Annotated in this window: 25 protein-coding genes, 1 tRNA gene and 1 riboswitch; of the genes, 11 read left to right on the forward strand and 15 right to left on the reverse strand. The window is 66.5% G+C overall.

Translation table 11 applies throughout. The features are described 5' to 3' along the window. Positions 1 to 3: 3 nt before the first annotated feature. The 4 genes from phoB to RPR59_RS11355 all read left to right on the forward strand — a co-directional run bounded on the left by phoB (position 4) and on the right by RPR59_RS11355 (position 3,242). Positions 4 to 696: a phosphate regulon transcriptional regulator PhoB gene (phoB, locus tag RPR59_RS11340; RefSeq protein WP_313914111.1), complete on the forward strand. Its 693-nt coding sequence runs from the start codon at positions 4 to 6 to the stop codon at positions 694 to 696. Between the two features lie 91 nt (positions 697 to 787). Further along, the gene (locus tag RPR59_RS11345; protein WP_313914113.1) at positions 788 to 1,087 is read left to right on the forward strand and encodes a hypothetical protein; all 300 of its coding nucleotides are present in this window, start codon (positions 788 to 790) and stop codon (positions 1,085 to 1,087) included. A 126-nt stretch (positions 1,088 to 1,213) separates the two neighbouring features. Next, on the forward strand, positions 1,214 to 2,113 hold the full coding sequence (locus RPR59_RS11350; protein ID WP_313914115.1) for an SDR family NAD(P)-dependent oxidoreductase: 900 nt from the start codon (positions 1,214 to 1,216) through the stop codon (positions 2,111 to 2,113). A gap of 97 nt (positions 2,114 to 2,210) precedes the next feature. Next, on the forward strand, positions 2,211 to 3,242 hold the full coding sequence (locus RPR59_RS11355; protein ID WP_313914118.1) for a hypothetical protein: 1,032 nt from the start codon (positions 2,211 to 2,213) through the stop codon (positions 3,240 to 3,242). A gap of 100 nt (positions 3,243 to 3,342) precedes the next feature. On the opposite strand, the gene RPR59_RS11360 is transcribed toward RPR59_RS11355, so the two are convergent. Beyond that, positions 3,343 to 3,693 (reverse strand): DUF2794 domain-containing protein, encoded by a 351-nt coding sequence (locus RPR59_RS11360; protein ID WP_313914120.1) that lies wholly within the window; start codon positions 3,691 to 3,693, stop codon positions 3,343 to 3,345. Further along, positions 3,693 to 4,385, reverse strand: coding sequence for a serine O-acetyltransferase EpsC (gene epsC / locus RPR59_RS11365; RefSeq protein ID WP_313914122.1), 693 nt, complete (start codon positions 4,383 to 4,385; stop codon positions 3,693 to 3,695). Before epsC ends, RPR59_RS11360 begins: the two co-directional genes overlap by 1 nt. 307 nt (positions 4,386 to 4,692) lie before the next feature. On the opposite strand from epsC, the gene ahpC reads away from it, so the two are divergent. From ahpC to RPR59_RS11385, 4 genes are all read left to right on the forward strand, one after another. Further along, positions 4,693 to 5,256: an alkyl hydroperoxide reductase subunit C gene (gene ahpC / locus RPR59_RS11370; protein WP_313914124.1), complete on the forward strand. Its 564-nt coding sequence runs from the start codon at positions 4,693 to 4,695 to the stop codon at positions 5,254 to 5,256. 87 nt (positions 5,257 to 5,343) lie between these two features. Continuing rightward, positions 5,344 to 6,921 (forward strand): alkyl hydroperoxide reductase subunit F, encoded by a 1,578-nt coding sequence (ahpF, locus tag RPR59_RS11375; protein WP_313914127.1) that lies wholly within the window; start codon positions 5,344 to 5,346, stop codon positions 6,919 to 6,921. A gap of 198 nt (positions 6,922 to 7,119) precedes the next feature. After that, the gene (locus RPR59_RS11380) at positions 7,120 to 8,031 is read left to right on the forward strand and encodes a hydrogen peroxide-inducible genes activator (protein WP_313918474.1); all 912 of its coding nucleotides are present in this window, start codon (positions 7,120 to 7,122) and stop codon (positions 8,029 to 8,031) included. 96 nt (positions 8,032 to 8,127) lie between these two features. Continuing rightward, positions 8,128 to 8,829, forward strand: a complete 702-nt coding sequence (locus tag RPR59_RS11385; protein WP_313914129.1) for a fasciclin domain-containing protein — start codon at positions 8,128 to 8,130, stop codon at positions 8,827 to 8,829. Positions 8,830 to 8,901: 72 nt separating this feature from the next. Here the strand turns inward: RPR59_RS11385 and RPR59_RS11390 are convergent, their stop codons facing one another. The 3 genes from RPR59_RS11390 to pgsA are packed head-to-tail and all read right to left on the reverse strand — an operon-like array spanning position 8,902 to position 10,150. Continuing rightward, the gene (locus tag RPR59_RS11390; RefSeq protein ID WP_313914131.1) at positions 8,902 to 9,342 is read right to left on the reverse strand and encodes a molybdenum cofactor biosynthesis protein MoaE; all 441 of its coding nucleotides are present in this window, start codon (positions 9,340 to 9,342) and stop codon (positions 8,902 to 8,904) included. Further along, on the reverse strand, positions 9,339 to 9,596 hold the full coding sequence (moaD, locus tag RPR59_RS11395) for a molybdopterin converting factor subunit 1 (protein ID WP_313914133.1): 258 nt from the start codon (positions 9,594 to 9,596) through the stop codon (positions 9,339 to 9,341). Before moaD ends, RPR59_RS11390 begins: the two co-directional genes overlap by 4 nt. Then, positions 9,596 to 10,150, reverse strand: coding sequence for a CDP-diacylglycerol--glycerol-3-phosphate 3-phosphatidyltransferase (pgsA, locus tag RPR59_RS11400; RefSeq protein WP_313914134.1), 555 nt, complete (start codon positions 10,148 to 10,150; stop codon positions 9,596 to 9,598). The genes moaD and pgsA overlap by 1 nt, the downstream gene beginning before the upstream one ends. 221 nt (positions 10,151 to 10,371) lie before the next feature. Here pgsA and RPR59_RS11405 point away from each other — a divergent pair, with 221 nt between their 5' ends. Next, entirely contained in the window at positions 10,372 to 11,661 is a 1,290-nt protein-coding gene (locus tag RPR59_RS11405) for an MFS transporter (protein ID WP_313918476.1), read from the forward strand. A gap of 20 nt (positions 11,662 to 11,681) precedes the next feature. On the opposite strand, the gene RPR59_RS11410 is transcribed toward RPR59_RS11405, so the two are convergent. The 10 genes from RPR59_RS11410 to RPR59_RS11455 all read right to left on the reverse strand — a co-directional run bounded on the left by RPR59_RS11410 (position 11,682) and on the right by RPR59_RS11455 (position 24,442). Beyond that, complete coding sequence (locus RPR59_RS11410; protein ID WP_313914136.1) at positions 11,682 to 11,954, reverse strand: hypothetical protein; 273 nt, start codon at positions 11,952 to 11,954, stop codon at positions 11,682 to 11,684. Positions 11,955 to 12,104: 150 nt separating this feature from the next. Then, a complete protein-coding gene (locus RPR59_RS11415) occupies positions 12,105 to 14,189 on the reverse strand; it encodes an acetyl/propionyl/methylcrotonyl-CoA carboxylase subunit alpha (RefSeq protein WP_313914138.1) in 2,085 nt (694 codons plus the stop codon). Positions 14,190 to 14,328: 139 nt separating this feature from the next. Then, on the reverse strand, positions 14,329 to 15,474 hold the full coding sequence (gene bioB, locus RPR59_RS11420) for a biotin synthase BioB (protein ID WP_313914145.1): 1,146 nt from the start codon (positions 15,472 to 15,474) through the stop codon (positions 14,329 to 14,331). Then, positions 15,471 to 17,714: a methylmalonyl-CoA mutase gene (gene scpA / locus RPR59_RS11425; RefSeq protein WP_313914148.1), complete on the reverse strand. Its 2,244-nt coding sequence runs from the start codon at positions 17,712 to 17,714 to the stop codon at positions 15,471 to 15,473. The genes bioB and scpA overlap by 4 nt, the downstream gene beginning before the upstream one ends. Before the next feature lie 104 nt (positions 17,715 to 17,818). After that, a complete protein-coding gene (gene mce / locus RPR59_RS11430) occupies positions 17,819 to 18,238 on the reverse strand; it encodes a methylmalonyl-CoA epimerase (RefSeq protein ID WP_313914149.1) in 420 nt (139 codons plus the stop codon). 139 nt (positions 18,239 to 18,377) lie between these two features. Beyond that, a complete protein-coding gene (locus RPR59_RS11435) occupies positions 18,378 to 19,226 on the reverse strand; it encodes a hypothetical protein (RefSeq protein ID WP_313914152.1) in 849 nt (282 codons plus the stop codon). 6 nt (positions 19,227 to 19,232) lie between these two features. Then, positions 19,233 to 20,765 (reverse strand): acyl-CoA carboxylase subunit beta, encoded by a 1,533-nt coding sequence (locus tag RPR59_RS11440; protein ID WP_313914154.1) that lies wholly within the window; start codon positions 20,763 to 20,765, stop codon positions 19,233 to 19,235. Positions 20,766 to 20,909: 144 nt separating this feature from the next. Continuing rightward, positions 20,910 to 22,835: a TonB-dependent receptor plug domain-containing protein gene (locus RPR59_RS11445; RefSeq protein ID WP_313914156.1), complete on the reverse strand. Its 1,926-nt coding sequence runs from the start codon at positions 22,833 to 22,835 to the stop codon at positions 20,910 to 20,912. Between the two features lie 178 nt (positions 22,836 to 23,013). Then, positions 23,014 to 23,236, reverse strand: a riboswitch (cobalamin riboswitch). 724 nt (positions 23,237 to 23,960) lie between these two features. After that, positions 23,961 to 24,036: transfer RNA gene (locus tag RPR59_RS11450), tRNA-Ala, on the reverse strand. A 76-nt stretch (positions 24,037 to 24,112) separates the two neighbouring features. Beyond that, complete coding sequence (locus RPR59_RS11455; RefSeq protein WP_313914159.1) at positions 24,113 to 24,442, reverse strand: TIGR02300 family protein; 330 nt, start codon at positions 24,440 to 24,442, stop codon at positions 24,113 to 24,115. Between the two features lie 103 nt (positions 24,443 to 24,545). Between RPR59_RS11455 and aroA the strand changes: the two genes are divergently transcribed. Together aroA and RPR59_RS11465 are read left to right on the forward strand one after the other, a co-directional pair. Then, positions 24,546 to 25,904: a 3-phosphoshikimate 1-carboxyvinyltransferase gene (gene aroA / locus RPR59_RS11460; RefSeq protein ID WP_313914161.1), complete on the forward strand. Its 1,359-nt coding sequence runs from the start codon at positions 24,546 to 24,548 to the stop codon at positions 25,902 to 25,904. Then, positions 25,901 to 26,539 carry a (d)CMP kinase gene (locus tag RPR59_RS11465; RefSeq protein ID WP_313918479.1) on the forward strand — a complete coding sequence of 213 codons (639 nt, stop codon included), beginning with the start codon at positions 25,901 to 25,903 and terminating at the stop codon, positions 26,537 to 26,539. The genes aroA and RPR59_RS11465 overlap by 4 nt, the downstream gene beginning before the upstream one ends. Positions 26,540 to 26,719 lie beyond the last annotated feature (180 nt).

Genomic DNA, 26,719 nt, shown 5'->3' on the forward strand with positions numbered 1-26,719 from the left:
GCCATGACGCGCGGACAGATGCTTCTGGTCGAGGACGATGCCGCCCTGGCCGAACTGCTCATCTATCATTTCCGCCGCGAGGATTTCGACGTGCGGCATACCGCGGACGGCGAGGAAGCGCTGCTGCTCGCAACCGAGGCCGCGCCGGACATCGTGCTGCTCGACTGGATGGTCGAGGGACTTTCGGGAATCGAGGTGTGCCGGCGGTTGCGGCGCATGCCGGAAACCCAGAACGTGCCCATCATCATGCTTACTGCCCGCGGCGAGGAGGAGGACCGCGTTCGCGGCCTGGAAACCGGCGCCGACGATTACGTCACCAAGCCCTTTTCGCCGCGCGAGCTCGTCGCGCGGGTGGGTGCGGTGCTGCGCCGTGTGCGCCCCGCGCTCGCCGGCGAGCAATTGCGCTATGCAGACATCGAGATGGATACGGTGGGCCACAAGGTACGCCGCGACGGCGAGCTGATCGCGCTGGGGCCGACGGAATTTCGGCTGCTGCGTCACTTCCTGGAACATCCCGGCTGGGTCTTTTCGCGCGAGCGGCTGCTCGACGCGGTCTGGGGCCGGGATTCGGACATCGAATCGCGCACCGTGGACGTCCATATCCGCCGTCTGCGCAAGGCGATCAATGTCGGCGGGCGACCCGACATCATCCGCACGGTGCGCTCCGCAGGATATTCGCTCGACGCGGGATCGTAACGAAAAAAGTCGGTGCGGCAGGGAAAGAATTTGCGCGAGGCTGCGTTACGCCTTCTGCGTACCCCTTCGGGGAAACAGCAGGAGACCAACCATGAAATTCATCCTTGTGGCGGCAGCCTCGCTCGCTTTCAGCGGTGCCGCGGTGGCACAGACCGCCGACACGCAGACCACGTCCACGGCGACGACCACGACCGACCAGGATCCAACCGGCGGATATGAACCCTCGACCCCGCCCCTGTCGGCGCAGCCCGCCGCTGGCCAGGAAGTGATCTTTCAGCCGTCGGTATCGCCCGACCAGGCCTTCCCCGCCCCCGCGCCGCAGGAAGACTATCCGGTGTGCGAACCCGGCCAATATGACAATTGCATCCAGCGCGGCGCGGCGCGCCGCTGATCCAGTGCCGTGTCCCGGCGCGGGCAGCGTGCCCGCAGCCGGGCGGCAGGGTCGAAGACAGCGCGGGCTTTTGCGCGCACGCGATCTCGCCTAACAAGGCGCTCCACCACAGGGAGCGCCTTTTTCATGTCCATTCGCTTCGATGACCGCGTCGCCATCGTCACCGGCGCCGGTGGCGGCCTGGGTCGCGCTTATGCCCTCGGACTTGCCCGGCGCGGGGCGAAGGTGGTGGTCAACGACCTGGGCGGCGCGCGGGACGGCACGGGCCGTTCCGACGCCGCGGCCAAAGTGGTGGCGGAAATCCGCGAAGCCGGCGGCGAGGCGATGGCGAACGGCGGCTCCGTCACCGATTTCGACCAGATGGAGCAGATGGTCGCCGCCGCGAAGGAAAAATGGGGCGGCGTCCATATCCTGATCAACAATGCCGGCGTGCTGCGCGACAAGAGCTTCGCCAAGATGGACCCGGAGGATTTCCGCTTCGTCGTCGACGTACATCTGAACGGGTCCGCCAACGTCACCAAGGCGGTCTGGGAAACGATGCGCGAGCAGAATTACGGCCGGATCCTGATGACCGCATCGTCCACCGGCCTGTTTGGCAATTTCGGGCAGGCCAATTACGGCGCGGCCAAGCTCGGCCTGGCGGGGCTGGCCAGGACGCTGCACCTGGAAGGCGCGAAATACGGGATCAGGGTCAATACGCTGGCGCCGGTCGCCGGCACGCGGATGACCGAGGACATCTTTCCCGAGGCGGCGTTCGACCTGTTCACGCCCGAAAGCGTGGCGCCGGCGGCACTGTATCTGGTGTCGGAAGACGCGCCCGGCAATGCCATCGTCGGCGCCGGCGCGGGCGTGTTCCAGACGGCGTATGTCACGCTGACGCCGGGCGTGCGGCTCCAGGGCGAGGAACTCGGCCCCGAAGGCGTCGCGGCGCACTGGGCGGAAATCGCCGACCGCCGGGGTGAAATCGTGCCGCAATCGGGCGGTGAGCAGGCGCAGACGATCTTCGCCAAGCTCCAGAACATATAGATCGCCCGTCGGGCCGCATGGGTCCGCCGAAGAAACCGTATTGATACAGTAACACACTGGCGTTATACCTTCCTGACACACAGAGAGGTGATCTGCCATGTATAGCGAGACGGAACTCGATGGCGCGGTGGCGGCCGGCGTGATCCCGCGCGAGGCCGCACAGGCCTTTCGCGATCACGTCGCGGCGCAACGCCGCGCGCCGGCGGTGGACGAGGAACATTTCCGGCTGCTGTCGGGCTTCAACGATATCTTCGTGACCATCGCGATCGCGCTGCTGCTCGTCGCCGTCGCGCAGATCGGAGACAAGCTCGCGCCCTGGGCGGCGGGTCTGTTCGTCGCCGGCCTGTCCTGGCCGCTGGCCGAATATTTTACCCGCCGGCGCCGCCTCGCACTTCCCAGTATCCTACTGCTGCTCGCCTTTGTCGGCGGCGTCGCGGCGGTTCCGACCGGCGTACTGGTGGACGTCGACCCCGGTTTTTCCGACCGCGTCAACATGGTGATCCTGGCGGGTATCGGGCTGCTCGCGGCCGGCGCTGCCTGGGTGCACTGGCGCCGCTTCATGGTGCCCATCACCGTCGCGGCCGGTGCGGTGGCGATCGCCGCGGTGGCCATCGGCCTGGTGCTGGCGGCCCTTCCTTCGGCCGAACAGGCCGCCTACCCGGTCGTTCTGGTCGCCGGGCTCGGCGTTTTCCTGTTCGCCATGCGCTGGGACATGACCGATCGCGAACGGTTGACGCGCCGCTCGGACGTCGCCTTCTGGCTGCACCTGGCGGCGGCGCCGATGATCGCGCACCCGCTGTTCCACATGCTGGGCGTATTCGAGCAGGATATCGGCCCCGCCACCGCGATCGTGGTGATCGCGCTCTACCTCCTCTTCGCCTTCGTGGCGCTGACCGTCGACCGGCGCGCGCTGCTGGTTTCGAGCCTTGCTTACGTGCTCTACGCGCTCTACGCGCTGTTCACGAAGGCGGGCGCCGTGGAACTGAGCGCCGCCTTCACCGCTTTGATCATCGGATCGGCGCTGCTGACGCTTTCGGCCTTCTGGCACCCGATGCGCCGCCGGGCAGTCACGCTGCTGGGCGATCTGCGACACCGCCTGCCGCCAGTGCAGATGCCGGCCGTCGTTTAGTTATTCGCGCCTGACACCCTCGCCAGGCGTGGACGGAGGCCCCGGCGTTGCTGCACGCCGGGGTCTTTGCGTTTCGGCCAGGGCGCTCGCCCCGGCACGATCAGTCCGCGACGAGTTTCATCAGCCGGCGCTCCACCGGTGCGAGGACGGGCGGCAGATCGTGGCCGCGCTTCACCACCACGCCGCCTTCGTTGACGAGCGCCCACATGCCCTGCCGGCCGCGCAGCGCGGGGCGCTTCTCGATGCGGGATTCGGGCCGCTCGGCAGTGCGACGAAAGGCGGAGAAGATGGCAGCCTCGCGGCCCAGGTCGATCGCGTAATCGCGCCAGTGGCCCGCGGCGACCATGCGGCCGTACAAATCGAGGATGCGCGTCAATTCATGGCGCTCGAACCCGACCTGCGACGGGGACGATCGCCCCCCGGCACCGGGAAACGGCGTGACATTGCCCATCAGGCGCTGTCGCGGCGTCCGTGGCGCTCCTCGTCCCGCTCCGCAAGCGCATCGTCCAGCCGCTTGCGCAAGTGGTCGAGTTCGCAGCGCAGCGTCTCGATCTTCTGCGTGGCAGGGTCGAACACCTCGCTGCACGGGGTGCCATAGGGGACGAATCCGCCGCCTGCCTTGCGGCCCTCGACCATGGTCGCGCGGGCCGGAATGCCGACCATCACCGCGCCTTCCGGCACGTCACGCGTCACCACGGCATTGGCGCCGATGCGCGCGCGCTGACCGACCGTGACCGGGCCCAGCACCTGCGCGCCCGATCCGATGATCGCGCCCTTCTCGACGGTCGGATGGCGTTTGCCGCCGACGCCGTTGTCCGGGCTCGTCCCGCCCAGCGTGACATTTTGATAGATGGTCACGTCGTCGCGGATGTCCGCGGTTTCGCCGATGACGACGAAACCGTGATCGATGAAGAAATTGCGCCCGATCGTCGCGCCGGGATGGATGTCGTTGCCGGTCAGGAAGCGCGACAGGTGGTTCACCGCACGCGCGAGGAAATAGAGCCGCGCGCGGAACAGGTGATGCGCGATCCGGTGGAACAACAAGGACCACACCCCGGGATAGAGCAGGATCTCCGCACGCGATCGCGGCGCGGGATCACGCGCCTTGATGGAATCTAGATAGGCTGTCAGCCGCTTGAACATGGCGGTCCCTTCGCAATTCGCGACAATCTAGGCGTTCCGTCCAACGAATTCCAGAACCGGTCCGGCCCGCCTGTCATCCATCCGAACCCTGTCCGAACGGGTTCGCGCCTGCAGCAAGGCCGTCGCCGCAGTGCGGCGCATTTCGGAAATGTCGATCAAGCATGGATATCATATTGATTTATTCGATTACGGCGAACGATACTGCTCGTTTGGAAGCGCCGGCCCGCGCTCCTATATGCCGCATTGCACAAGGGCGGCGCCGCTGCCCGCACAGAGTTTTCAACACGCGATCAAGGAGACGCATCATATGGCGAAGATCGGAGACACGCTGAAGCCGTTCAAGACGCAGGCTTTCCACCAGGGCAAGTTCGTCGAGGTCAGCGAGGCCGATGCCAAGGGCAAGTGGGCCATCTTCTTCTTCTATCCGGCCGACTTCACCTTCGTCTGCCCGACCGAACTGGAAGACCTGGCCGATCATTACGAGCAGCTTCAGAGCATGGGCGTCGAGGTGTTCTCGGTTTCGACCGACACGCATTTCAGCCACAAGGCCTGGCACGACAGCTCGGATGCGATCGGCAAGATCAACTTCTACATGCTGGGGGACCAGAGCCACACCATCGCCAACAATTTCGACGTTCTGCGCGAAGGCCAGGGCGTTGCCGATCGCGGCACCTTCGTCGTCGATCCCGACGGCGTGATCCAGCTCATCGAGATCACCTCCGAAGGCGTCGGCCGCAACGCTGTCGAACTGCTGCGCAAGGTGAAGGCCGCGCAGTATATCCGCGAGAATCCGGACGAGGTCTGCCCGGCCAAGTGGGAACAGGGTGAAAAGACCCTCGCCCCCTCGCTCGACCTCGTCGGCAAGATCTAAGCCCAGCCCCCTTGGGTTTACCTGCGGCCCGGGGTGGAACAGTTCTGCCCCGGGCCGTTTTGTCTCTGAAAAAGACGGAGTTTCTTCATGCTCGACGCAAATATGACGCAGCAGCTCAAAACCTATCTCGGCAATATCAAGCAGCCGATCGAGCTTGTCGCCGCGCTGGGTGACGACGCGAAATCCCGCGAGCTGGAGGAGCTGCTGGGCGAGATCGAGGCGCTGCACGACGATATCGCACTGGTGCGCGAAGACGATGCGCGCGTGCCCAGCTTCGCCATCCGCCGCGCGGCCGACCACGATGTTCAGGTGCGCTTCGCCGGCATTCCGATGGGCCACGAGTTCACCTCGCTGGTGCTCGCCCTGCTGCAGGTCGGCGGCCACCCGCCAAAGGCCGACCAGGATGTAATCGACCAGATCAAGGCGATCGACGGCGATTTCGCCTTCGAGACCTATTTCTCGCTGTCCTGCCAGAACTGCCCCGACGTGGTGCAGGCGCTGAACCTGATGGCGGTGCTGAACCCCAATATCCGCCACACCGCGATCGACGGCGCGCTGTTCCAGCCCGAAGTCGATGCGCGCGAGATCATGTCGGTGCCCAGCGTCTGGTTGAACGGCGAACCGTTCGGCCAGGGCCGGATGGAGCTGGAAAAGATCCTGTCGAAGATCGACACCGGCGCGGAAAAGCGCGCGGCCGAAGCGATCGCGGCCAAGGACCCGTTCGACGTGCTGGTGATCGGCGGCGGCCCGGCCGGCGCTTCGGCGGCCATCTATGCCGCGCGCAAGGGCATCCGCACCGGCATCGCGGCCGAACGCTTCGGCGGTCAGGTGCTCGACACCATGGGCATCGAGAATTTCGTCGGCACCGGCTATACCGAAGGCCCGAAGCTCGCAGCCCAACTCGAAAGCCATGTCCGCGAATATGACGTCGACATCATGAACCTGCAGGTCGCCGAAGAACTGATTCCGGCGGAACGCGAAGGCGGCCTGCACGAAGTGACGCTGGCGAACGGCGCCTCGCTGAAGGCGCGCACGCTGATCCTGTCCACCGGCGCACGCTGGCGGCACATCAACGTGCCGGGCGAGGACGAATATCGCAACAAGGGCGTGGCCTATTGCCCGCATTGCGACGGCCCCTTCTACAAGGGCAAGCGCGTCGCGGTGATCGGCGGCGGCAATTCGGGCGTCGAGGCGGCGATCGATCTGGCCGGCATCGTCGGCCATGTGACGTTGATCGAATACGAAGCGGACCTGCGCGCCGACGCGGTGCTGCAGCGCAAGCTCGCCAGCCTGCCGAACGTGAAGATCATCACGTCCGCCATGACCACCGAAGTACGCGGCGACGGCGACAAGGTCGTGGGGCTGACCTATAAGGACCGCAACCACGGCACCGCCCACGAGGTCGACCTGGAGGGCGTATTCGTCCAGATCGGCCTGGTGCCCAACACCGAATGGCTGAAGGGCGCGGTCGCGCTGACGCCCTATGGCGAGATCGAGGTCGACGATCGCGGCGAGACGTCGCAGCCCGGCATCTTCGCCGCCGGCGATGCCACGACCACGCCCTACAAGCAGATCGTGGTGGCGATGGGCGCCGGCTCCACCGCGGCGCTGTCGGCCTTCGATTATCTCATCCGCCTGCCCGTCGAGGAACGGCAGGCGGCCTGACCAGGGGTCGGTTTGCGGTCAAGGCAATTGGGCTCCCGCCGAGGCGGGAGCCCAGACCGTGTCCTCGCCACCGGACTCCGTCAAAATAGTGATTTGATGGGCGCCCGCGCGGGGACACGGGGCTTCGTCCGGTCGGCCGGACATTGCCTGAACGCAAGGACTGCTTAGATATCGCCCACTCATCGACGGAGACGATCACTGGCGGCCACCTACCTTCCCACGCTCAAACAGCTCCAATATCTCGTGGCGCTCAACGACGCCGGCCATTTCGGCCGCGCGGCGGAAGCCTGCTATGTTACGCAATCCACGCTGTCGGCGGGCATCCGCGAGCTAGAAACCCTGATCGGCGTGACCATCGTCGAGCGCACGCGCCGGGTCGTGCGGTTCACCCCGCTGGGCGAAAAGATCGCGGACAAGGCGCGGGTCGTCCTGCGCGAGGCGGAGGAACTGGGCGACATCGCCCGCGCCGCCGGCCGGCCGCTGACCGGCGAGATGCGGATGAGCGTCATCCCGACGATCGCTCCATTCATGCTGCCACGCATGCTGCCGCGGCTGCGCGCCGACTTTCCCGACCTGAAGCTGTTCCTGCGCGAGGAACCGAGTGCGGCCGCCTGCGAAAGCCTGCATCACGGGCGCACCGACTGCGTTCTGCTCGCCCTGCCCTATGCGTGCGGCGACGTGGAGACCGTGCCGCTGTTCGACGATCGGCTATACGTCGCCTTTCCCCGCGGCGAACTCGACGTGACCCACGGCCCCGTGCTCGCCGAGGAGATCGACGAGACGCGGCTTCTGCTGCTCGAGGACGGGCATTGCCTGAAGGACCACGCGCTGGCGGCGTGCAACCATCCCGAACTGCGCGGCCGGGCGGCGATGCTGGGAACCTCGCTGCACACCATCGTGCAGATGGTCGACAACGGGCTGGGCGTCACCATGCTGCCGGAAATGGCGGTCGAATCCGGCATCCTCGATGGCACCGGCATCGAGGCGCGGCCGATCGAGGCGGAGCGCGCGTCCCGCCGCATCGCCCTGGTCTGGCGCAAGGCCAGCCCGCGCGAGGCGGATTTCAGATTGTTGGCTTCAATGCTTGCAGGCGGCGATACTCCTGCATAACGATGCGGCCGCGCAACTATTTGCGGCGTAAAACGTACCTGAACTGCGCGTTTTTCGACGCGTCCGGATTGAACCCAACCAACGTTGGAGAAGCTGATGTATCGCAAGTCGCTCACCATTTTTGCCACTTTCGCCGGCGCCGCCGCGCTCGCCGCGTGCGCGTCGACGTCCACCAATGACGATCTGTATGCCGACAGCTCGACGACCTCTGCCACGGCCGGCGCGCGTACGCCTGCACCCGCGCCGACGCCCACACCCACGCCCCAGGCGGTGACGGTCGGCGGCGCCGAGATGCTGCCGACCGCCACGATCGTCGAGAACGCGTCCAAGGCCAGCAATCTGACGACCCTGGTCGCCGCGCTGAAGGCCGCCGGCCTGGCCCAGACGCTCTCCGGCCCCGGACCGTACACGGTCTTCGCGCCGAACAACGAGGCGTTCAACGCCCTGCCCCCGGGCACGGTCGACACGCTGATGAAGCCGGAGAACAAGACGGCGCTGACCAAGATCCTGAACTATCACGTGGTGCCGGGCACGATCGACGCCGACACGCTGAAGCAGAAGGTCGAGGCCGGCGGCGGCACGGCCACGCTGACCACGGTCCAGGGCGATCCGCTGACCGCCACCGTCGGGCCGAACGGCAATATCAAGCTGACCAGCGAGGCGGGCTCCACCGCGTATGTCGGCACCGCCGACGTCGCGCAGGCCAATGGCATTATTCACGTCGTCAATGGCGTGCTGATCCCGAACCTGGACGGCGGCAGCGGGTCGAGCGATACGTCGACCGGCGACGGCATGTAAGTCGGATCGCGATTGCGCCACGCTTCGAAGGGCGCCGTTCCGAACGATCGGGACGGCGCCCTTTTCGCAGCATCAGCCGCGCCACCGCTCCGCGGCGCGATCGTCGCTCGCGCGGGCGGCCACCCAGCGGGCGTCGCCGCCGACATGTTCCCGCTTCCAGAACGGCGCGTCGGTCTTCAACCGGTCGATCAGATAGGCACAGGCATCGAGCGCGGCTGCGCGGTGCGCGGCGGCGGCGGCCACGAACACGATATGTTCGCCCGGCACCATCCGGCCGACGCGGTGGACGACGGTCACCCCCGATAGCGACCAGCGCTCCGCCGCCTCGCGCGCAAGGCGTCCGAGCATCGTTTCGGTCATTCCCGGATAGTGTTCGAGTTCCAGCGCCTCCACTCCGTCGTCGCGGCGGACCTGGCCGGCAAATGTGGCGATCCCGCCCGCTTCCAGACCGTTCAACACCCCGAACTCGGCGGCGATGTCGATCGGATCGGGCTGAACGACGACGCGGATCATCCGCCCGTGACCGGCGGGAAGATCGCGACTTCGCTTGCCCGGCCCAGCGGCGCGTCGAGCGGCACGAAGGCCTGGTCGATCGCCGCGCGCAGCTTTGCGCGGTCGGCGAAGGCGCGGGCGTGCGCTTCGCTGCGGTCGGCCAGCCAGTCGAGCAGCGCGGCGACGGTGGCGACTTCCGCCGGCGGATCGACCCGTTCGCCGCCGATGCCGACGGATTCGCGCACCCAGGCGAAATAGAGCATGTCGATCGCCATCAGCTATCCATGTGGCGCAGGCCGACGCGCAGATAATCCCAGCCGGTGATCAGCGTCAGCACGGCCGCGCCCCACAGGCAGGCGAGCCCGACGACGCCGACCCATGGCCAGTGCGGCAGCGCGCCGCCCAGGATGAGCGCGCCGAAGGCCAGCATCTGCAACGTGGTCTTCCACTTCGCCAACCGCGACACCGGCATCGACACCTGCAACTGGGCCAGGAATTCGCGCAGCCCCGACACCATGATCTCGCGCAGCAGGATGATCAGCGCGGCGATGATGTGAAGCCCTGCGATGTCGTGCGTGGCGACCAGCATCAATACGACCGCCGCCACCATGATCTTGTCGGCGATGGGATCGAGAAAAACGCCCAGCTTCGACACCGTGCCGCGCGCGCGCGCCACGTAACCGTCGAAATAGTCGGTAATACCCATCAGGCAGTACAGACCGAAGGCGATGGCGTAACCCGCCGGCCATTGCGGCCACCACAGAAGCGCGACCAGCAGCGGCAGGGCGACGATGCGCGACAATGTCAGGAGGTTCGGAAGCGTCAGCATATCGAGGTCCTGCTCTACGCTTCCCGCCGCCACGCGACCAGCCCCGATCTCCGCCAGGGGCTGTGGGAATCACGTCGCGGCGCCGCCACGCAGGCTGCGGATGGACCGCCAGCTTCGCGCCACGGCGGAATGTCTGCGCCGCGCCGCCACTTAGGATTTGCCGGCCGCAACGCGCCTCGGCTATGGCGGCTGCTCCTGTCACCGAAGGGCCGCGCCTCCTCATGCTCAATGCGCTCGGATTGCTCAAGGAGCGCCGTTTTCTGCCCCTGTTCACGACACAGTTCCTGGGCGCCTTCAACGACAATCTGTTCAAGACCGGCATGGTCCTGTTCGCGACCTACGAGATCTTCAACGATTCCACGGTTGAATCGAATTTCAACGCGCTGGCGACGGGGCTGTCGATCCTGCCCTTCTTCCTGTTGTCCGCGCTGTCGGGGCAATTGGCCGACACGCACGACAAGGCGCGGATCGTACGCATCGTGAAGACGGCGGAAATCGGTATCATGCTGTTCGGATCGGTCGGATTGCTGGCGGCGAAGTTCGGGCATACCACCATCGGGTTGGGCATGATGCTGGCCTCGGTATTGATGCTGGGCGTCCATTCTACGTTCTTCGGCCCCATCAAATATGCGATCCTGCCGCAGCATCTGAAAGGTGACGAAGTACTGGGCGGCACCGGCCTCGTCGAAGCGGCGACCTATCTGTCCATCCTGCTCGGCACGGTCATTGCCGGCTGGATCACGGTGGAGGGCACGGCCGCGCTGGTGCTGACCGTCGCCGTGATCGGCTGGTTCGCCGGCCGGCAGGTGCCCACCGCACCGCGCGCGGGTGCGAAACTCACCATCAACTACAATCCATTCACCTCTTCCTGGCGGCTGATTTCCGATACCATGCACATCCCGCGGCTGTTCCTGGCCATCTGCGCGATCAGCTTCTTTTGGACGATCGGATCGGTGCTGATCGTCATCTTTCCGCCGCTGGTGAAGAATGTGCTGACCGCGGACGAGCGGGTGGCCAGTCTGACGATCGCCATCTTCTCTGTCGGCATCGCGATCGGATCGGTCATCATCAACTGGCTGCTGAAGGGCCGGATCTCCGCCAAGTTCGCGCCGGGGTCGGTGCTGGCGATGGCGGTGTTCCTGGTCGCCTTTTCCGTCGAGGCGCGGACATGGACTCCGGCGCCGGGCGATCAGCTCTACGGCGTGGCGGAATTCGTCACCCATCCGCAATCGCTGCTGGTGCTGGCGACGCTGATCGCGATCGCGGTGACCGGCGGCATGTTCGTCGTGCCGCTCTATGCCTTCCTGACGACCACCGTGACCAAGGACCAGACCGCGCGCACCGTCGCGGCGAACAATGTGGTCAATTCGGGCGCGATGACGATCGGCGCGGTGGGGGTACTGATCCTGGGTGCGCTCGGCATGTCGAACCAGGACATGCTGCTGATGGTCGCCGGCATGTGCATCATTTCCGCCTGGATCGCGCAAAAGCTGCACCGCGCCTGCGACTGACACCGACGGCCGAGCCGACGTCAGATCAGGAAGGTGTAGAAGCAGACGAAAAAGGCGAGGAAGCTGAGCGCGAACAGGCGCACGTCGCTGTCGTCATCATGCGCGCGCACGCGCGGGCGCAGCGCGTTGCGCTTTTCACGAATGCGCAGCCGTTCGCGAAACGGATGGGTGGACGGGCTCGGCTGACTCGACATGGCGCGGATGTTAACGCCTTGTTTACATTTTCGTTCAGCCTGAAAATGGTTAACGCCCGTGCCGATCCGGGACAGCCCCCGGTGCGCCGCCCCGCGCATGCGCGCGACCGTCGGCGATACGGCCCTCCCCTCGTACAGCGCCGCGGCCGCGCGGAGGCGGACGCCAGTGCGTTCCCCGGCAAACGTGGATCAGCCCTTTCGTGTTCCTGCTTTCACAGGAACACGATTCCGTCACGCCGCCGATCCGTCCTAGTCCTCGAATTCCATGATGACGTCGTCGACGCCCAGGCTGTCGCCCGGTTCCGCCCTCAGCGCCTTCACCGTGCCCGGCTTTTCAGCGCGCAACACATTTTCCATCTTCATCGCCTCGACGACGCAGAGGGGCTGCCCCGTCTCCACCCGGTCGCCCTCGGCCACGTCGATGCGCGTGACGAGCCCCGGCATCGGGCATAGCAGCAGCTTCGACAGGTCGGGCGGGACCTTTTCGATCATGTGCCGCGACAGCTCGGCAATACGCGGCGACAGCACCTGGATGACATGCGCCGCCCCGCGCGTGGTGAAGCGCCAATCGGTGCGGCGGCGCTCCACCTGCACGACCAGCGGCTCACCGCCGAATTCCGCCTCGACCAGCCGCTCGCCGGGCAGCCAGGCCATATCGACCTCGATCCGCTCGCCATCGACCGATACGGTGCCGTTCTCGACGACGACGCGGTGCTCCTGCCTGTCGACCGACACGACCCAGTCGCGCCGGCTGAGCGTTTCGTCCGGCCGCGGCGACAATTGGCCGTCGATCATGCCGTTGCGCTCGGTCTCGATGGAGGCGAGCACGCCCGCCAGCGCCGCGAGCTTCGTCATCAGCGCGGCGTCGGCCGGCGCCCCCTGGAATCCTTCGGGATATTCTTCGGCGATGAAACCGGTCGTCAGGCGGCCGTCGCGAAAACGCGGGTGCTGCATGATCGCCGACAGGAAATCCACATTGTGGCCCAGCCCTTCGATCACGAAGGAATCGAGCGCGACGATCTGTTTGTCGATCGCCTGTTCGCGCGTGTCGCCACAGGTAACGAGCTTGGCGATCATGGGATCGTAGAACATCGACACTTCGCCGCCCTCCGCGACACCGTCGTCGACACGAACGCGGGTTCCACCATCGCCGTTCGTGTCGAGCGAAGTCGAGACACGTTCGCCGCTACGCTTCTCGACTTCGCTCGAAGCGAACGGAGCTTGGCGATACTCTGCATGCGGCGGCCGATACCGCACCAGCCGGCCGATCGAAGGCAGGAACCCGCGATACGGGTCCTCGGCATAGACGCGGTTCTCGATCGCCCAGCCGGTGAGCGTCACGTCGTCCTGCGTCATCGCCAGCGTCTCGCCGGCGGCGACGCGGATCATCTGTTCGACCAGATCGACGCCGGTGACGAACTCGGTCACCGGATGCTCGACCTGCAGCCGCGTGTTCATCTCCAGGAAGTAGAAGCTCTCGCCGGTCGGATCCTCGCCCGACACGATCAGTTCGACGGTGCCGGCGCTGTAATAGCCGACGGCGCGGGCGAGCGCGACCGCCTGCTCGCCCATCTTCCGGCGCATCGTTTCGTCGACGAAGGGCGACGGCGCCTCTTCCACGACCTTCTGGTGCCGGCGCTGAATCGAGCATTCGCGCTCGCCGAGATAGAGGATGTTGCCGTGCTGGTCGCCCAGGATCTGTATCTCGATGTGGCGCGGGCTTTCGATGAACTTCTCGATGAAGACGCGATCGTCGCCGAAGCTCGCCTTGCCCTCGCGCCGCGTCGCTTCGAAGCCCTCGCGGACATCCTGTTCCTTCCAGGCGAGGCGCATCCCCTTGCCGCCGCCGCCGGCCGACGCCTTCATCATCACCGGATAGCCGATCTCGCCGGCGATCTTCACCGCCTCCTCGGTGCTCTCGATCGCGCCGCCGGAGCCGGGCACGGTGTTGACGCCGGCTTCTCGGGCCAGCTTCTTCGATTCGATCTTGTCGCCCATCGCGGCGATGGCGCTTGGCGGCGGGCCGATGAAGGTGATGCCGGCATCGGCGCAGGCTCGCGCGAAGCTCTCCCGCTCCGACAGGAAGCCGTAGCCGGGATGGATCGCGTCGGCGCCGGTCTTCTTCGCGGCGTCGAGGATCAGCTCGGCATTTAGATAGCTTTCCGATGCCTGTGCGGGGCCGAGGCGAACGCTCTCATCGGCCATCTCGACATGCGGGCTGCGCGCGTCGGCGTCCGAATAGACCGCCACGGTCGCGATCCCCATGCGCTTTGCCGTTCGCATGACGCGGCAGGCGATCTCTCCACGGTTGGCGACCAGGATTTTCTTGAACATGACGGCCCCTATTTGGCGCAAAGCGAATATTGGCCGTCACCCTGAACGTGTTTCAGGGTCCACCGCGCCACATGCGCCGACGGCTCAGGTTGAAAAGTGGATGCTGAAACAAGTTCAGCATGACGATCGATGGAGAGGCTCACTCGGCCGCCTCGACCGTTGGCGAGCAGCCGCAGCCGCTGCGCATCGGCTCCTCGCTGGTCATCGGCTTCAGCCCCAGCCGCGCCAGCATCGCGCTGTCGGCGTCGTCGCCGGCATTGGCGGCGGTGAGCAGCTTGTCGCCGGTGAAGATCGAGTTCGCGCCGGCCATGAAGCACATCGCCTGCGTCGCCTCCGACATGCTCTCGCGCCCCGCGGACAGACGGACCATCGAGCGCGGCATGGTGATGCGGGCAACCGCGATGGTGCGGACGAACTCGATATCGTCGATCTTGGCCATCGGCGTGTCGGCGAGCATGTCGCCCAGCGGCGTGCCCTTTACCGGCACCAGCGCGTTGACGGGCACGCTTTCGGGATGGCGCTCGAGCGTTGCGAGCGCGTGGACGAAGCCGACGCGGTGCTCGCGCGTCTCGCCCATGCCGACGATGCCGCCCGAGCAGACGTTGATGCCGGCGTTGCGCACGTTCGACAGCGTATCGACCCGCTCCTCGAAGCTGCGCGTCGAGATGACGTTTTCGTAATTCTCCGGCGCGGTGTCGATATTGTGGTTGTAATAATCGAGGCCCGCTTCCTTGAGCTGCGCGGCCTGATCGGGCGTAAGCATGCCCAGCGTCATGCAGGTTTCCATGCCCATGGCGCGCACGCCCTTCACGATCTCCAGAATCGCCGGCATGTCGCGATCCTTGGGGTTGCGCCAGGCGGCGCCCATGCAGAAGCGCTTCGAACCCGCATCCGCCGCCTGCGCCGCCGATTGCAGCACCTGCCGCACGTCCATCAGCTTTGTCGCCTTCACGCCCGTTGTGTGGTGCGCCGACTGCGAGCAATAGCCGCAATCCTCCGGGCACCCACCAGTCTTGATCGACAAGAGCGTGCAGAGCTGGACCTCGCCGGGCGCGTGGTGTTCGCGGTGGACGGTCGCGGCGCGGTAGAGGAGTTCGGTGAACGGGAGGTCGAACAGCGCGGCGATCTCCGCGCGGGTCCAGTCGGTCCTCGGCTCGCTCCCCTCCCCGCTTGCAGGGAGGGGCTGGGGGTGGGTGCGCGCGGCAACGTCGCGCGCCGCCTCGGCCGACCCACCCCCGGCCCCTCCCTTATCCAGGGAGGGGAGTTCAACAGTTCTCATCGTCATTCAGCAGCCTCATTGATCGGGGGCATGTTGTGGCCCAGCAGTTTCAGTACGTCGCCGGCCGCGTTCACCAGGTTGGTGCCGGGGCCGAAGATCGCCTGCACGCCGGCATCGCGCAGGAAGCCATAGTCCTGCGGCGGGATGACGCCGCCGGCGACGACCCTGATGTCGGCATGGCCGGCGTCCTTCAGCTTCGAAATCAACTCGGGGATCAACGTCTTGTGGCCGGCGGCGAGGCTCGACGCGCCGACAACGTCGACCTCTTCCGCGACCGCCAGTTCGGCGGCCTCTTGCGGCGTCTGGAACAGCGGGCCGGAGACGACCTCGAAGCCGAGATCGGCAAAGGCGCTCGCCACCACATTGGCGCCGCGGTCATGGCCGTCCTGCCCCATCTTGGCGACGAGGATGCGGGGCTTGCGACCCATGCGCTGTTCGACGGACTTGGTACCCTCGACGGCGCGTGCCCAGCCGGCATCGTCCTTGTGCGCGGGGCCATAGACGCCCTTGACCGGAGTCACGCTGACGCCGTGGCGGCCGAAGACGTCCTCCATCGCGCTCGACATCTCGCCGAGCGTGCAGCGCGCGCGTGCTGCTTCGACGCACAGCGCGAGGAGGTTGGTCTCGACCGAACCTTCCCCCGACCGTTCGGGCTGAGCTTGTCGAAGCCCTGCCTTCCCTGCTTCACCGGAAGACAAGGACGGCCCTTCGACAGGCTCAGGGCGAACGGGCGTATGGCGCGCGCCCTCTTTCAGGGCACCCAGCGCGGCCTGCGCCTTGTCCTCGTCGCGGGCGCCGCGCACCTGTTCGATCCGCCGGATCTGGTCGGCGCGGACCTTGGCATTGTCGATGTCGAGGATATCGATCTCGTCCTCGGTGTCGCGGCGGTATTTGTTGACGCCGACGATGACGTCTTCGGCGCGGTCGACGCGCGCCTGACGGGCGGCGGCGGCGCGTTCGATATGTTCTTTGGGGATGCCCTTTTCGACCGCGTGGGTCATGCCGCCCGCCTGTTCGACCTCCTCGATCAGCGTCCAGGCCTTGTCGGCGAGTTGCTTCGTCAGCGCCTCGACATAATAGCTGCCGCCGAGCGGGTCGGCGACGTTGGTCATCCCGGTTTCCTCTTGGAGGATAAGCTGCGTGTTGCGGGCGATCCGCGCGGAAAAGTCGGTGGGCAGCGCCACCGCCTCATCGAGCGCGTTGGTGTGGAGCGACTGCGTGCCGCCGAACGTCGCCGCCATCGCCTCGATCGTGGTGCGGATGACGTTGTTGTACGGGTCCTGCTCGGTGAGAGACACGCCCGACGTCTGGCAATGCGTGCGCAGCATCTGGCTGCGCGCGTTGCCGCCGAAATCGGCGATGATCCGGCTCCACAGCGTTCGCGCGGCGCGCAGCTTCGCCACCTCCATGAAGAAGTTCATGCCGATGCCGAAGAAGAAGCTCAGCCGTCCGGCGAACTTGTCGATGTCGAGCCCGCGTTCCAGCGCCGCCCGGACATAGGCCATGCCGTCGGCGAGCGTGAAGGCCAGCTCCTGCACCGCCGTCGCGCCGGCCTCGTGCATGTGATAGCCGCTGATCGAGATCGAGTTGAACCGCGGCATATGGTCGGCGGTGTAGGCGATGATGTCCGACACGATCCGCATCGATGGTTCGGGCGGATAGATGTAGGTGTTGCGGACCATGAATTCCTTCAGGATGTCGTTCTGGATCGTGCCCGAAAGCTGATCCTGCGACACGCCCTGTTCCTCGGCCGCGACGATGTAGAAGGCCAGGCACGGCAGCACCGCGCCGTTCATCGTCATCGACACGCTCATCTGGTCGAGCGGAATGCCGTCGAACAGGATCTTCATGTCCTCGATCGTGTCGATCGCGACGCCTGCCTTGCCGACATCGCCGGTAACGCGCGGATGATCGCTGTCATAGCCGCGGTGGGTGGCGAGGTCGAAGGCGACCGACAGCCCCTTTTGCCCGGCAGCGAGGTTGCGGCGGTAGAAGGCGTTCGATTCCTCGGCGGTGGAGAAGCCTGCGTATTGGCGGATCGTCCAGGGCCGGCCGGCATACATGCTGGCATAGGGCCCGCGCGTATAAGGCGCGAAGCCGGGCAGGCCGGGGTCGCCTGCATCCTCGGCGGTGTAAACGGGTTTCACGTCGATCCCCTCGGGCGTCGCCCAGGTGAGATCGCGACCCTTCACTTCCTTGTCGGCTGCCGCCTTCCAGTCGTCGATCGTCGGTTTCTTGTCGGTCATATCAATATCCGGCCGTCATTCCGGCGAAAGCCGGAATCCAGGACAAGGAGCGCACCGCATGCGGCTCTGGATACCGGATTAAGTCCGGGATGACGGGAAAAGCATCAATGCCCATCGCGGGGCGTCTCCATGAATTCGGTCAGCACCCCGCCCATGTCCTTGGGGTGCGCGAAGATAACCGGCGTGCCGTGCGCACCGATCCGCGGTTCGCCCAGGACTCGGACGCCCTTGTCCTCCAGCTCGGCCTTGGCGGCGTGGATGTCCGGCACCTCGAAACAGACGTGATGCTGCCCGCCGAGCGGGTTCTTCTCGAGGAACTTCGCGATCGGCGAATCGGGGCCGAGCGGTTCGAGCAATTCGATCTGGCTGTTGGGCGTATCGACGAAGCACACCCGCACCCCTTGGGCGGGCAAATCGAACGCCTCGCCGATTTCGCCCGCGCCCAGCACGTCGCGGTAGCGCGCGACGGCATCGTCGATCGACGGCGTGGCGACGCCGACATGGTTGAGTGGCCCCAGCATCATATCATTCCTCCCCGGCACGGGGAGGGGGACCATGCGCAGCATGGTGGAGGGGCCTCGCGGCAAACGCTTCGCGTGCCGATGCCCCCCTCCGCCCCGCTGCGCGGGCCACCTCCCCCTGCCGGGGAGGATCCTTCGTGAACTAGCATGACTGCATCCGTAACTTGCCCTGGGCGACATAGCGATCGCCCTGACGGACATAATGGTCGGTGAAGGTTTCCGTGCCCGTATAATGCACGTCGAAGCGCTTGCCGGGCACGATATTGACGATCTTGCCGTCCAGCTTGGTGCGGGTGTCGCTGATCACCGCGCCGCTGTCGTCATAGCCGAGCGGGATCGACACCATCGCACGCGGGCCGTCGGGGCCCAGCCGCGTCAGCGTCGCGACCGAGCAGGTATAGCCCTGAAAAGTGCCGCCGCCCGTCGCATAGACCACCGGCACATCGGCGAACTTGCGCGACACCCGCCACTGGGCCGGCGGCCGGCCCCAGCTCGATCCGTCGATCGCATCCGGCCAGCTACCGGTGACGGTCAGGCCGTCCTCACCGTCCGGCTTCAGATAGTGGACGCCGAGCGAACCCGAACAGCCATGGCAGCCGTCTTCCATTCCGGTCTCGCTGATCAGGATCGCGCGATCGCCGTCCCAGAACAGCCCGGCGGGTTCGGTCATGGTCCGCTGACCATCCTGTTCGCCGACCTTGCCGTCGGCAGCCCCGAGAGCGGCGATCGCCGCCTTCTGCATCTGCTCGCTTTCGGGCAGCGCACGCACGCCTTCCGGTCCCGGCGACGCTGCGGACGTGGGGGCGGGAGACGGTGCCGGGACCGGCGCGCCATCATCGCCGGATTTGCTCGACAGCCACAGCGCGAGCGCGAGCGCAACGATCACCACGACCGCCAGGGCGATCAGCATGCCGGGGATCACCCGCGCCTTTGCGCCGGATTCGGCCTGACCCGACCCGCCATCGTTCCTGCTACGGTCTCGCCACGCCATAACGCCTCACAAGGGAATGTTGTCGTGCTTCTTCCACGGATTTTCGAGCTGCTTGTTCCGCAGCTTCCTCAGGCCCAGCGCGATCCGCCGACGCGTGGAATGCGGCTGGATCACCTCGTCGATGAACCCCTTCGACGCCGCGACGAACGGGTTGGCGAAGCGCGCTTCATATTCGGCGGTCTTCTCCGCGATCTTGTCGGGATCGTCGGCGTCCTGGCGGAAGATGATCTCGACCGCGCCCTTCGCGCCCATCACCGCGATCTCGGCGGTCGGCCAGGCATAATTGAGGTCGCCGCGCAGATGCTTCGACGCCATCACGTCGTATGCGCCGCCATAGGCCTTGCGCGTGATGACCGTGATCTTCGGCACCGTCGCCTCGGCGTAAGCGAACAAGAGCTTGGCGCCGTGCTTGATGATGCCGTTGTGCTCCTGCCCGACGCCCGGCAGGAACCCCGGCACGTCGACGAAGGTCAGGATCGGAATGTCGAAGGCGTCGCAGAAGCGCACGAAGCGCGCCGCCTTTTTCGCCGAGTTGATGTCGAGCACGCCGGCCAGCACCATCGGCTGATTGGCGACGACGCCCACCGTGCGGCCCTCGATCCGGCCGAAGCCGCAGATGATGTTGGCGGCGTGCGCCGGCTGCACCTCGAAGAAATCGCCCTCGTCGAGCGTCTTCCGGATCAGCTCGTGCATGTCATAGGGCTGATTGGCGTTGGGCGGGACCAGCGTGTCGAGGCTGTGCTCGAGCCGGTCCCACGGGTCCTCGCTCGGCCGCTCCGGCACATCCTCGCGGTTGGAGGCGGGCAGGAAGTCGATGAAATCGCGCGCGGCGGTGAGCGCCTCGATGTCGTTCTCGAACGCGACATCGGCCACGCTCGACTTGGTCGTGTGGGTGACGGCGCCGCCCAATTCCTCCTGCGTGACCACCTCGTTGGTCACCGTCTTCACCACATCCGGGCCGGTGACGAACATGTAGCTCGAATCCTTCACCATGAAGATGAAGTCGGTCATCGCCGGCGAATAGACCGCCCCGCCCGCGCACGGGCCCATGATCAGCGACAATTGCGGGATGACGCCCGATGCCAGCACGTTGCGCTGGAACACCTCGGCATAGCCGGCGAGGCTGGCGACGCCTTCCTGAATCCGGGCACCACCCGAATCGTTGAGGCCGATGAGGGGCGCGCCGACCTTCATCGCCATGTCCATCACCTTGCAGATCTTTTCCGCGTGGCGTTCGGACAGCGACCCGCCGAACACGGTGAAGTCCTGCGAAAAGACATAGACCAGCCGGCCGTTGATCGTGCCCGATCCGGTGACGACGCCGTCGCCCGGGATCGTCTGCTTTTCCATGCCGAAATCGACGCAGTTATGCTCGACGAACATGTCATATTCTTCGAAGGAGCCGGCATCGAGCAGCACTTCCAGCCGCTCGCGCGCCGTCAGCTTTCCCTTCTTGTGCTGCGCCTCGACGCGGCGCTGCCCGCCGCCCGCGCGCGCATCGCTGCGGCGCTGTTCCAGTTCTTCGACGATGTCGAGCATCCGGCTCCACCTGTGATCGTTGGTTACGGCTGAAACCACTCACAAGCTTTGCATCGAAAAGCAAATCCTGTGTCGCGATTTTGCGTATCCAACCCCGCCATGCCGAAAGCGATCCGGCATGGCGGCTGAGGAGGGGGCCGGCGATCAGAAGTGCGCGCGCACCCCGGCATAGGCCGCGCGCGGGCTGCCGAGCGTGCTGAAAATCTCCTCATACTCCTCGTCGAACAGGTTCTCGATCCGGCCATAGACGGAGAAGCGCTCGCTCAACCGGTATTCGGCCGCCAGGTTCACCAGCACATATTCCTGCAGCGACTTGGTGACGGGGATATAGCTGGGATCGGTATAGGCGATATCGGTCATCCGCCCGTTATACCGCACCGTCAGCGTGCCGGAGAGGCGCTTGTCCGTGCTGAAGGCGGTCAGGTTGAAACTGCCCATATGCTTCGGCCGCCGCACCTCGGCGACGCCGTTCTCGTCGGCGTCGGTATAGGTATAGGCAAGATCGAGGCGAAGCTGCGGAATCGGCTGGGCCGAGGCGAAGGCCTCCACCCCCTTGCGGTGCGACAGCCGGTCCGCGTTGACGGACGTCGCGACGAAATCGGGCGCCGGATAGGCGGTGACGATCTCGTCCTCCAGCCGGTTGTCGAAATAGGTCACGCCGACATGCGCCTTGTCGCCGGCGATCACCTGGTCGACGCCCGCTTCCCAGCCCTTCGACGTCTCGGGCGCCAGATCGGGATTGCCGATATACCGGCCGTCGATATAGCCGAACAGTTCGTAGAAGCCGGGATTGCGCACCCCCGTCCCCCATGCGCCGTGCAGCCGGGTGCCGGTGGCGAAGCGATAGCCTGCCTGCACCCGATAGGTGGTGACGTCGGCGAACCGGTCGTTGAGGTCGCGCCGCACCGACCCGTCGAGCGCGAGCCCGCCCGCGCGCAGCGAATACTGCCCGACGATGCCGACGGTATCGATATGCTTCTCGCCGGTAAACGCGCCGCCGCTGGCGACCGTGTTGCGAAAGCTTTCGCGCTCCACGTCGACCGCGCCGGTGATGCGGTGCCGCACCGCGCCGGTGTCGAAGCGATAGGCGCTGACGAACGAGCCCTTGTAGCGCGCGCCGTGGTCGCCCGACGTCTCTGCCTCGCCGGTATAGTTATGGCGGCGGGTATCGGCGATCTGCGCGGTCAGCGAATTGGTCCAGCGTCCGTCCGCCAGCGCCAGTTCGCCCTTCACCAGACCGTAGAGCCCGTCATTGGTGAAATATTCGCCCGGCGTATCGACCGTCAGGCCGAAGGTCGGGCTGGTCGGATCGCCGTCGGTCTGGTTGGTTTCGGCGCGGGTATAGCTGTAGCGGCCGACGCCGGTCAGCGTGAAATTGGCGGTGGGCGACCAGATCAGCTTCGCATTCGCGCCGACATTGTCCGACCCCAGCTCGCGCGTGCCACCGCGCGCGGTCGCGAAGCCGTCGGTGGTATAGCCGGTGGCCGACAGCGCATAATCCAGCGCGCCAGAAACGCCGGCGACGCGCGCGGCGCCGCTCGCTGTGCCCTGCGACCCGCCCTCGGCCCGCAGGCTGACGCCCGGCGCCTCCGCCCCGGTCAGCGTGACGATCTGCACCACCCCGCCGATCGCATCGGAGCCATACAGCGCCGATTGCTGCCCGCGCAGCACCTCGATCCGCATCGCCGGGTCGGCGAGCACGGTGCCGAGATCATATTCGCCGTAGAACGGATCGGCCCCTTCGATACCGTCGATCAGCACCAGCGACTGGTTGCTCTCGCTCCCCCGGATGCGGATCTGGGTGAAGCCGCCGATCGCGCCGGTGCGGTTGACCGCGATCCCCGGCACGTCGCGCAGCACGTCGGACACCACGCGCGTCTGGCGGTTCTGCAGCTCCTGGTCGGAAATGACGGTGATGGATGCGGGCACGTCCTCTGCCCTTTCGGCCTCGCCGGCACGATTGGCCGTCACGATGATTTCGGGATCGCGGGCGGCGGCAACGCCGGCGGTCTGTGCCGCGGCCGGCAGGGCGGCGGTGACGGCGATGGCGGAAACGAACGATGACAACATGGGCGGAAACCCCCTCGGATGCGCGAACGACAGGTCGCGAGGGGGCGCATGGCACGAGCGGACGCCCGCCGTTCCGGCACCCAGCGGCAACCGGCGGAACGATCCGATGCGGCTCCCTCCGCGTCGGGATGTCGCTCCAAACGGAGGTCCGTGCCTCGGCCAGTCCCTGGACCCAAGCAAGAGCGACCACGCGCCGGCAGGTCTCCTGGCTCGCGGATCACCGCATTCGATGCGCCAGCCTTCCCGGGTCTTGCCCAGTGACCGCTCCCTCGGGCGGGAGCCTCGCGCATCGCGCTAACCGCTTACAGTTGCAGGGACAGCCGCGGCCTGGGATGCCCCTCGGGCATCCGCACCGCATTCCCTCTGGGCCCTGAAAGGGCGCCGGCACGATGTTGTGCGACCGGCCAGCGGCCGGTCGCCGGGCGGCTCATAGCAAGTACGCGCGGCGATGCAATCGCTCGCACGACCCGCTGTACCGATCGGGCGAAAAGGCGTAGGATCGGAGTCGAGCCGGCAAGGACACCGCGCATGCGGGCGACGGCTCAGGGAGAGGGTGCATGGACCGCCTGAGTCCGGAAGTGGGCGATTGCCCCGTCGCGTTCCAGCTCGGAACCGCGATCACCGCAACCGCCATCATCACGCTGATCGCGCTGCTGATCGCCTGACCCGACCCGAACGGGTCGCCCGAAGCGCGAATTCGGCGGTGCCGATCCGCGCCATCAGTGCGCGCCCGACTTTCGTCCAAGCAGTTCAGCGAAATGCGGGAGCGACTTCGTCCCGGAAGCGTTACTCCAACCCCGCAAGAACGACGGACTACGAACGAATGCCCAGGCCGCGCCGCAATTCGAAACGCATCGCCCTGTTCGCCATCCTGATCCTGGCGATCGTCTTCATCATCTTTGTCGGGTACAACACCTTCTACGTCGCCCAGACCAGCTAAGCAGTTCCAGCCGCGATCGGACGAAGACGGCGGTGCAGGAACGATGCCCTCCACCTTGCGTCATCAAGGACCGAGGGCGGGCGGCCGCACCGGCCGAAGGATCGTCGCTTACGCGATGCGAGGCGCTTCGCCGCGGCACACGCGCTGCTTCAACGGCGCGCCGAAGAGTTGTGCTGAGGTCCCGGTGGTGGAGCCGAGGGGGATCGAACCCCTGACCTTCGCAATGCCATTGCGACGCTCTCCCAGCTGAGCTACGGCCCCGTTCCGGTGTGGAGGCGTCGCCCTTTAGTCGGGCGACGCTCCCTTGGCAAGCGGTGCATCGCACCGCCGCGTGAATTTATTCCTCGTCGCTGTTTTCCGGACGCTTCACGCCCAGATCGTCGTCGCCGCCGAGATCGTTGTCGTCGTCGACCGGATCTTCGTCGTCCTCGCTGATGTCCAGATCCTCGTCTTCCGACAGGTCCTGGTCCTTGGATTCGGCTTCCTTTTCCTTGACCTTTTCGTCCTTGTTCTCGAACGGCAGCGGCTGTTTCGACTTCAGGATGGGCTCGGGTTCCCATTCGTTCCCGCATTCGATGCAGGCGACGGGATCGTCCTTGCCAAGATCATAGAAACGCGTCGCGCATTTCGGGCAGGTTCGCTTCGTGCCCCATTCCGGCTTGACCATGTGCCGTCTCTTGCCTTTCGAAAGTGATGGAATCCGCGGGTCGATCCCGCAAAGTGGGGCGCGCCTTGCCATAGCGCAAGCGCACTGTCAAAAGCCGCGTCCCATGCCGCATGCCCAGCCCCGCCCCTTTTCCCTGTCGACCACCGGCCCGCTCACCGGCACGATCACCGTGCCGGGCGACAAGTCGATCAGCCACCGGTCGCTGATGTTCGCCGGCCTCGCGGTCGGGCAAAGCCGTATCCACGGGCTGCTCGAAGGCGAGGATGTGCTCGCCAGCGCGGCGGCGATGCGCGCGATGGGCGCCGATATCGTTCGCGGCGACGACGGCGCCTGGCAGGTGTCCGGCGTCGGTGTCGGCGGCCTGCTCCAGCCGGCGACAGCACTCGACATGGGCAATTCGGGAACGTCGACGCGGCTGCTGATGGGTCTGGTGGCGAGCCACCCGATCACCGTCACCTTCACCGGCGACGCCTCGCTTTCGCAGCGGCCGATGGGCCGGGTGGTCGCGCCGCTTTCGCGCATGGGGGCGGACTTCACCTGCGCGCCGGGCGAGCGCCTGCCGCTGACCATGCGCGGCCTCTGCCCGGCGGTGCCGATCAGCTATACGCTGCCGGTCGCCTCGGCCCAGGTGAAGTCGGCGGTGCTGCTCGCCGGGTTGAATGCACCCGGCATCACCCGCGTCATCGAACCGGTTCCGACCCGCGACCATACCGAACGGATGCTGCGCGGCTTCGGCGCGGATCTGACGGTCGAGGACGGACCCGAAGGGCGCATCATCTCCCTTCGCGGCGAAGCGGAACTGAAGCCGCAGACGATCACGGTGCCCGGCGACCCCTCCTCCGCCGCCTTCTGGATGGTGGCGGCGTCGATCGTGCCCGGGTCCGACATCACCATCCGCAATGTCGGTCTGAACGCGACGCGCGCCGGCCTCGTCACGGCGCTGCGCATGATGGGGGCCGATATTGCCGAGATCGACGCGCGCGACGTCGGCGGCGAACCGGTTGCCGATCTGCGCGTGCGCCACGCGCCGCTCCGCGCGATCGCGGTGCCGCCCGATCTCGCCCCCAGCATGATCGACGAATATCCCGTGCTGTTCGCCGCCGCCGCACGTGCCGAGGGGCGGACGGTCGCGCGCGGGGCGGAGGAACTGCGCGTCAAGGAATCGGACCGGATCGCGGCGATGGCGGCCGCCCTGTCCGCATGCGGCGCGCGAATTGAGGAATATGAGGACGGCCTCGCCATCACCGGCACCGGCGGCGAGCCCCTGCCCGGCCCCCGGTCTGGCGGCGCGCGGATCGCCACCCATCTCGACCACCGGATCGCGATGAGCATGGCGGTCGCCGGTCTGAACGCGGCCCGCGCGATCGAGATCGACGATGCACGCCCGATCGCGACGAGCTATCCCGATTTCATCGCCACCGCCGAACGTCTGGGAGCCGAAGCGCATTGGCCGGACCAGTGATCATCGCCGTCGACGGACCCGCCGCATCGGGCAAAGGCACCATCGCGCGCGCGCTCGCAAAGCGATACGGCCTGCCGCATCTCGACACCGGCCTGCTGTATCGCGCCGTCGCCGCCACCGTGCTGCGCGAGGAGCTGGATCCCGCGCGCGAAGCCGATGCGGTCGCCGCCTGCGGCTTTCCCGACGCCCTGCTCGACGATCCCTGGCTTCGCACCGACGGGGTCGGACAGGCCGCATCGATCGTCTCGGCCCATCCGCTGGTGCGCGCCGCCCTGTTGCAGCGCCAGCGCCGCTTTGCCGCCCAGCCCGGCGGGGCGATCCTCGATGGCCGCGACATCGGCACGGTCATCGCGCCCCAGGCCGATGTGAAGCTGTTCGTCAAGGCGACGCCGCGCATCCGCGCCCAGCGACGCCACGCGGAACTGCAACGGCGCGGGTTCGACGTGACCTTCGACCGGGTGCTGGCCGATATCCGCGCCCGCGACGAACGCGACGCAAAGCGTGCCAGCGCGCCGATGAAACCGGCCGACGACGCCACCTTGCTCGACACCAGCTTTCTGTCTATAGAGGCCGCCGTCCAGCGGGCGATTGCGCTCGTGGAGGAGCGAACAGCGGCGAAGGCCGACCGGCCCTAGTCATCGAAACGCGCGAAAGCCGATCCGGCGAGGGCCGGTGGCTTGTCGCGCCTTTTGCGTTGTGCGGATACCTTCACGGCCGCGATTCGCGCGATGGGTGCCGCGGTCGGCATACGGCCGTCGCGGCAGTTCGGCCACAAGACCGTCGGAACCAACCGGCCGGCCGGAAAAGACCAGTAC

The sequence above is a fragment of the Stakelama saccharophila genome, from assembly GCF_032229225.1.
In the GTDB taxonomy this organism is placed as follows: domain Bacteria; phylum Pseudomonadota; class Alphaproteobacteria; order Sphingomonadales; family Sphingomonadaceae; genus Sphingomonas; species Sphingomonas saccharophila.

What these genes read in the sequence shown, in the direction of transcription:
- RPR59_RS11360 (WP_313914120.1), bottom strand. Translation starts at nt 3,693, where the DNA reads ATGGGCAATGTCACGCCGTTTCCCGGTGCCGGGGGGCGATCGTCCCCG.
- RPR59_RS11405 (WP_313918476.1), top strand. Translation starts at nt 10,372, where the DNA reads ATGCTCAATGCGCTCGGATTGCTCAAGGAGCGCCGTTTTCTGCCCCTG.
- RPR59_RS11345 (WP_313914113.1), top strand. Translation starts at nt 788, where the DNA reads ATGAAATTCATCCTTGTGGCGGCAGCCTCGCTCGCTTTCAGCGGTGCC.
- RPR59_RS11445 (WP_313914156.1), bottom strand. Translation starts at nt 22,835, where the DNA reads ATGTTGTCATCGTTCGTTTCCGCCATCGCCGTCACCGCCGCCCTGCCG.
- bioB (WP_313914145.1), bottom strand. Translation starts at nt 15,474, where the DNA reads ATGACGATGAGAACTGTTGAACTCCCCTCCCTGGATAAGGGAGGGGCC.
- epsC (WP_313914122.1), bottom strand. Translation starts at nt 4,385, where the DNA reads ATGTTCAAGCGGCTGACAGCCTATCTAGATTCCATCAAGGCGCGTGAT.
- RPR59_RS11355 (WP_313914118.1), top strand. Translation starts at nt 2,211, where the DNA reads ATGTATAGCGAGACGGAACTCGATGGCGCGGTGGCGGCCGGCGTGATC.
- RPR59_RS11410 (WP_313914136.1), bottom strand. Translation starts at nt 11,954, where the DNA reads ATGCGCGGGGCGGCGCACCGGGGGCTGTCCCGGATCGGCACGGGCGTT.
- mce (WP_313914149.1), bottom strand. Translation starts at nt 18,238, where the DNA reads ATGATGCTGGGGCCACTCAACCATGTCGGCGTCGCCACGCCGTCGATC.
- RPR59_RS11385 (WP_313914129.1), top strand. Translation starts at nt 8,128, where the DNA reads ATGTATCGCAAGTCGCTCACCATTTTTGCCACTTTCGCCGGCGCCGCC.
- pgsA (WP_313914134.1), bottom strand. Translation starts at nt 10,150, where the DNA reads ATGCTGACGCTTCCGAACCTCCTGACATTGTCGCGCATCGTCGCCCTG.
- ahpF (WP_313914127.1), top strand. Translation starts at nt 5,344, where the DNA reads ATGCTCGACGCAAATATGACGCAGCAGCTCAAAACCTATCTCGGCAAT.
- RPR59_RS11390 (WP_313914131.1), bottom strand. Translation starts at nt 9,342, where the DNA reads ATGATCCGCGTCGTCGTTCAGCCCGATCCGATCGACATCGCCGCCGAG.
- scpA (WP_313914148.1), bottom strand. Translation starts at nt 17,714, where the DNA reads ATGACCGACAAGAAACCGACGATCGACGACTGGAAGGCGGCAGCCGAC.
- RPR59_RS11440 (WP_313914154.1), bottom strand. Translation starts at nt 20,765, where the DNA reads ATGCTCGACATCGTCGAAGAACTGGAACAGCGCCGCAGCGATGCGCGC.
- RPR59_RS11350 (WP_313914115.1), top strand. Translation starts at nt 1,214, where the DNA reads ATGTCCATTCGCTTCGATGACCGCGTCGCCATCGTCACCGGCGCCGGT.
- ahpC (WP_313914124.1), top strand. Translation starts at nt 4,693, where the DNA reads ATGGCGAAGATCGGAGACACGCTGAAGCCGTTCAAGACGCAGGCTTTC.
- RPR59_RS11415 (WP_313914138.1), bottom strand. Translation starts at nt 14,189, where the DNA reads ATGTTCAAGAAAATCCTGGTCGCCAACCGTGGAGAGATCGCCTGCCGC.
- RPR59_RS11455 (WP_313914159.1), bottom strand. Translation starts at nt 24,442, where the DNA reads ATGGTCAAGCCGGAATGGGGCACGAAGCGAACCTGCCCGAAATGCGCG.
- phoB (WP_313914111.1), top strand. Translation starts at nt 4, where the DNA reads ATGACGCGCGGACAGATGCTTCTGGTCGAGGACGATGCCGCCCTGGCC.
- moaD (WP_313914133.1), bottom strand. Translation starts at nt 9,596, where the DNA reads ATGGCGATCGACATGCTCTATTTCGCCTGGGTGCGCGAATCCGTCGGC.
- aroA (WP_313914161.1), top strand. Translation starts at nt 24,546, where the DNA reads ATGCCGCATGCCCAGCCCCGCCCCTTTTCCCTGTCGACCACCGGCCCG.
- RPR59_RS11435 (WP_313914152.1), bottom strand. Translation starts at nt 19,226, where the DNA reads ATGGCGTGGCGAGACCGTAGCAGGAACGATGGCGGGTCGGGTCAGGCC.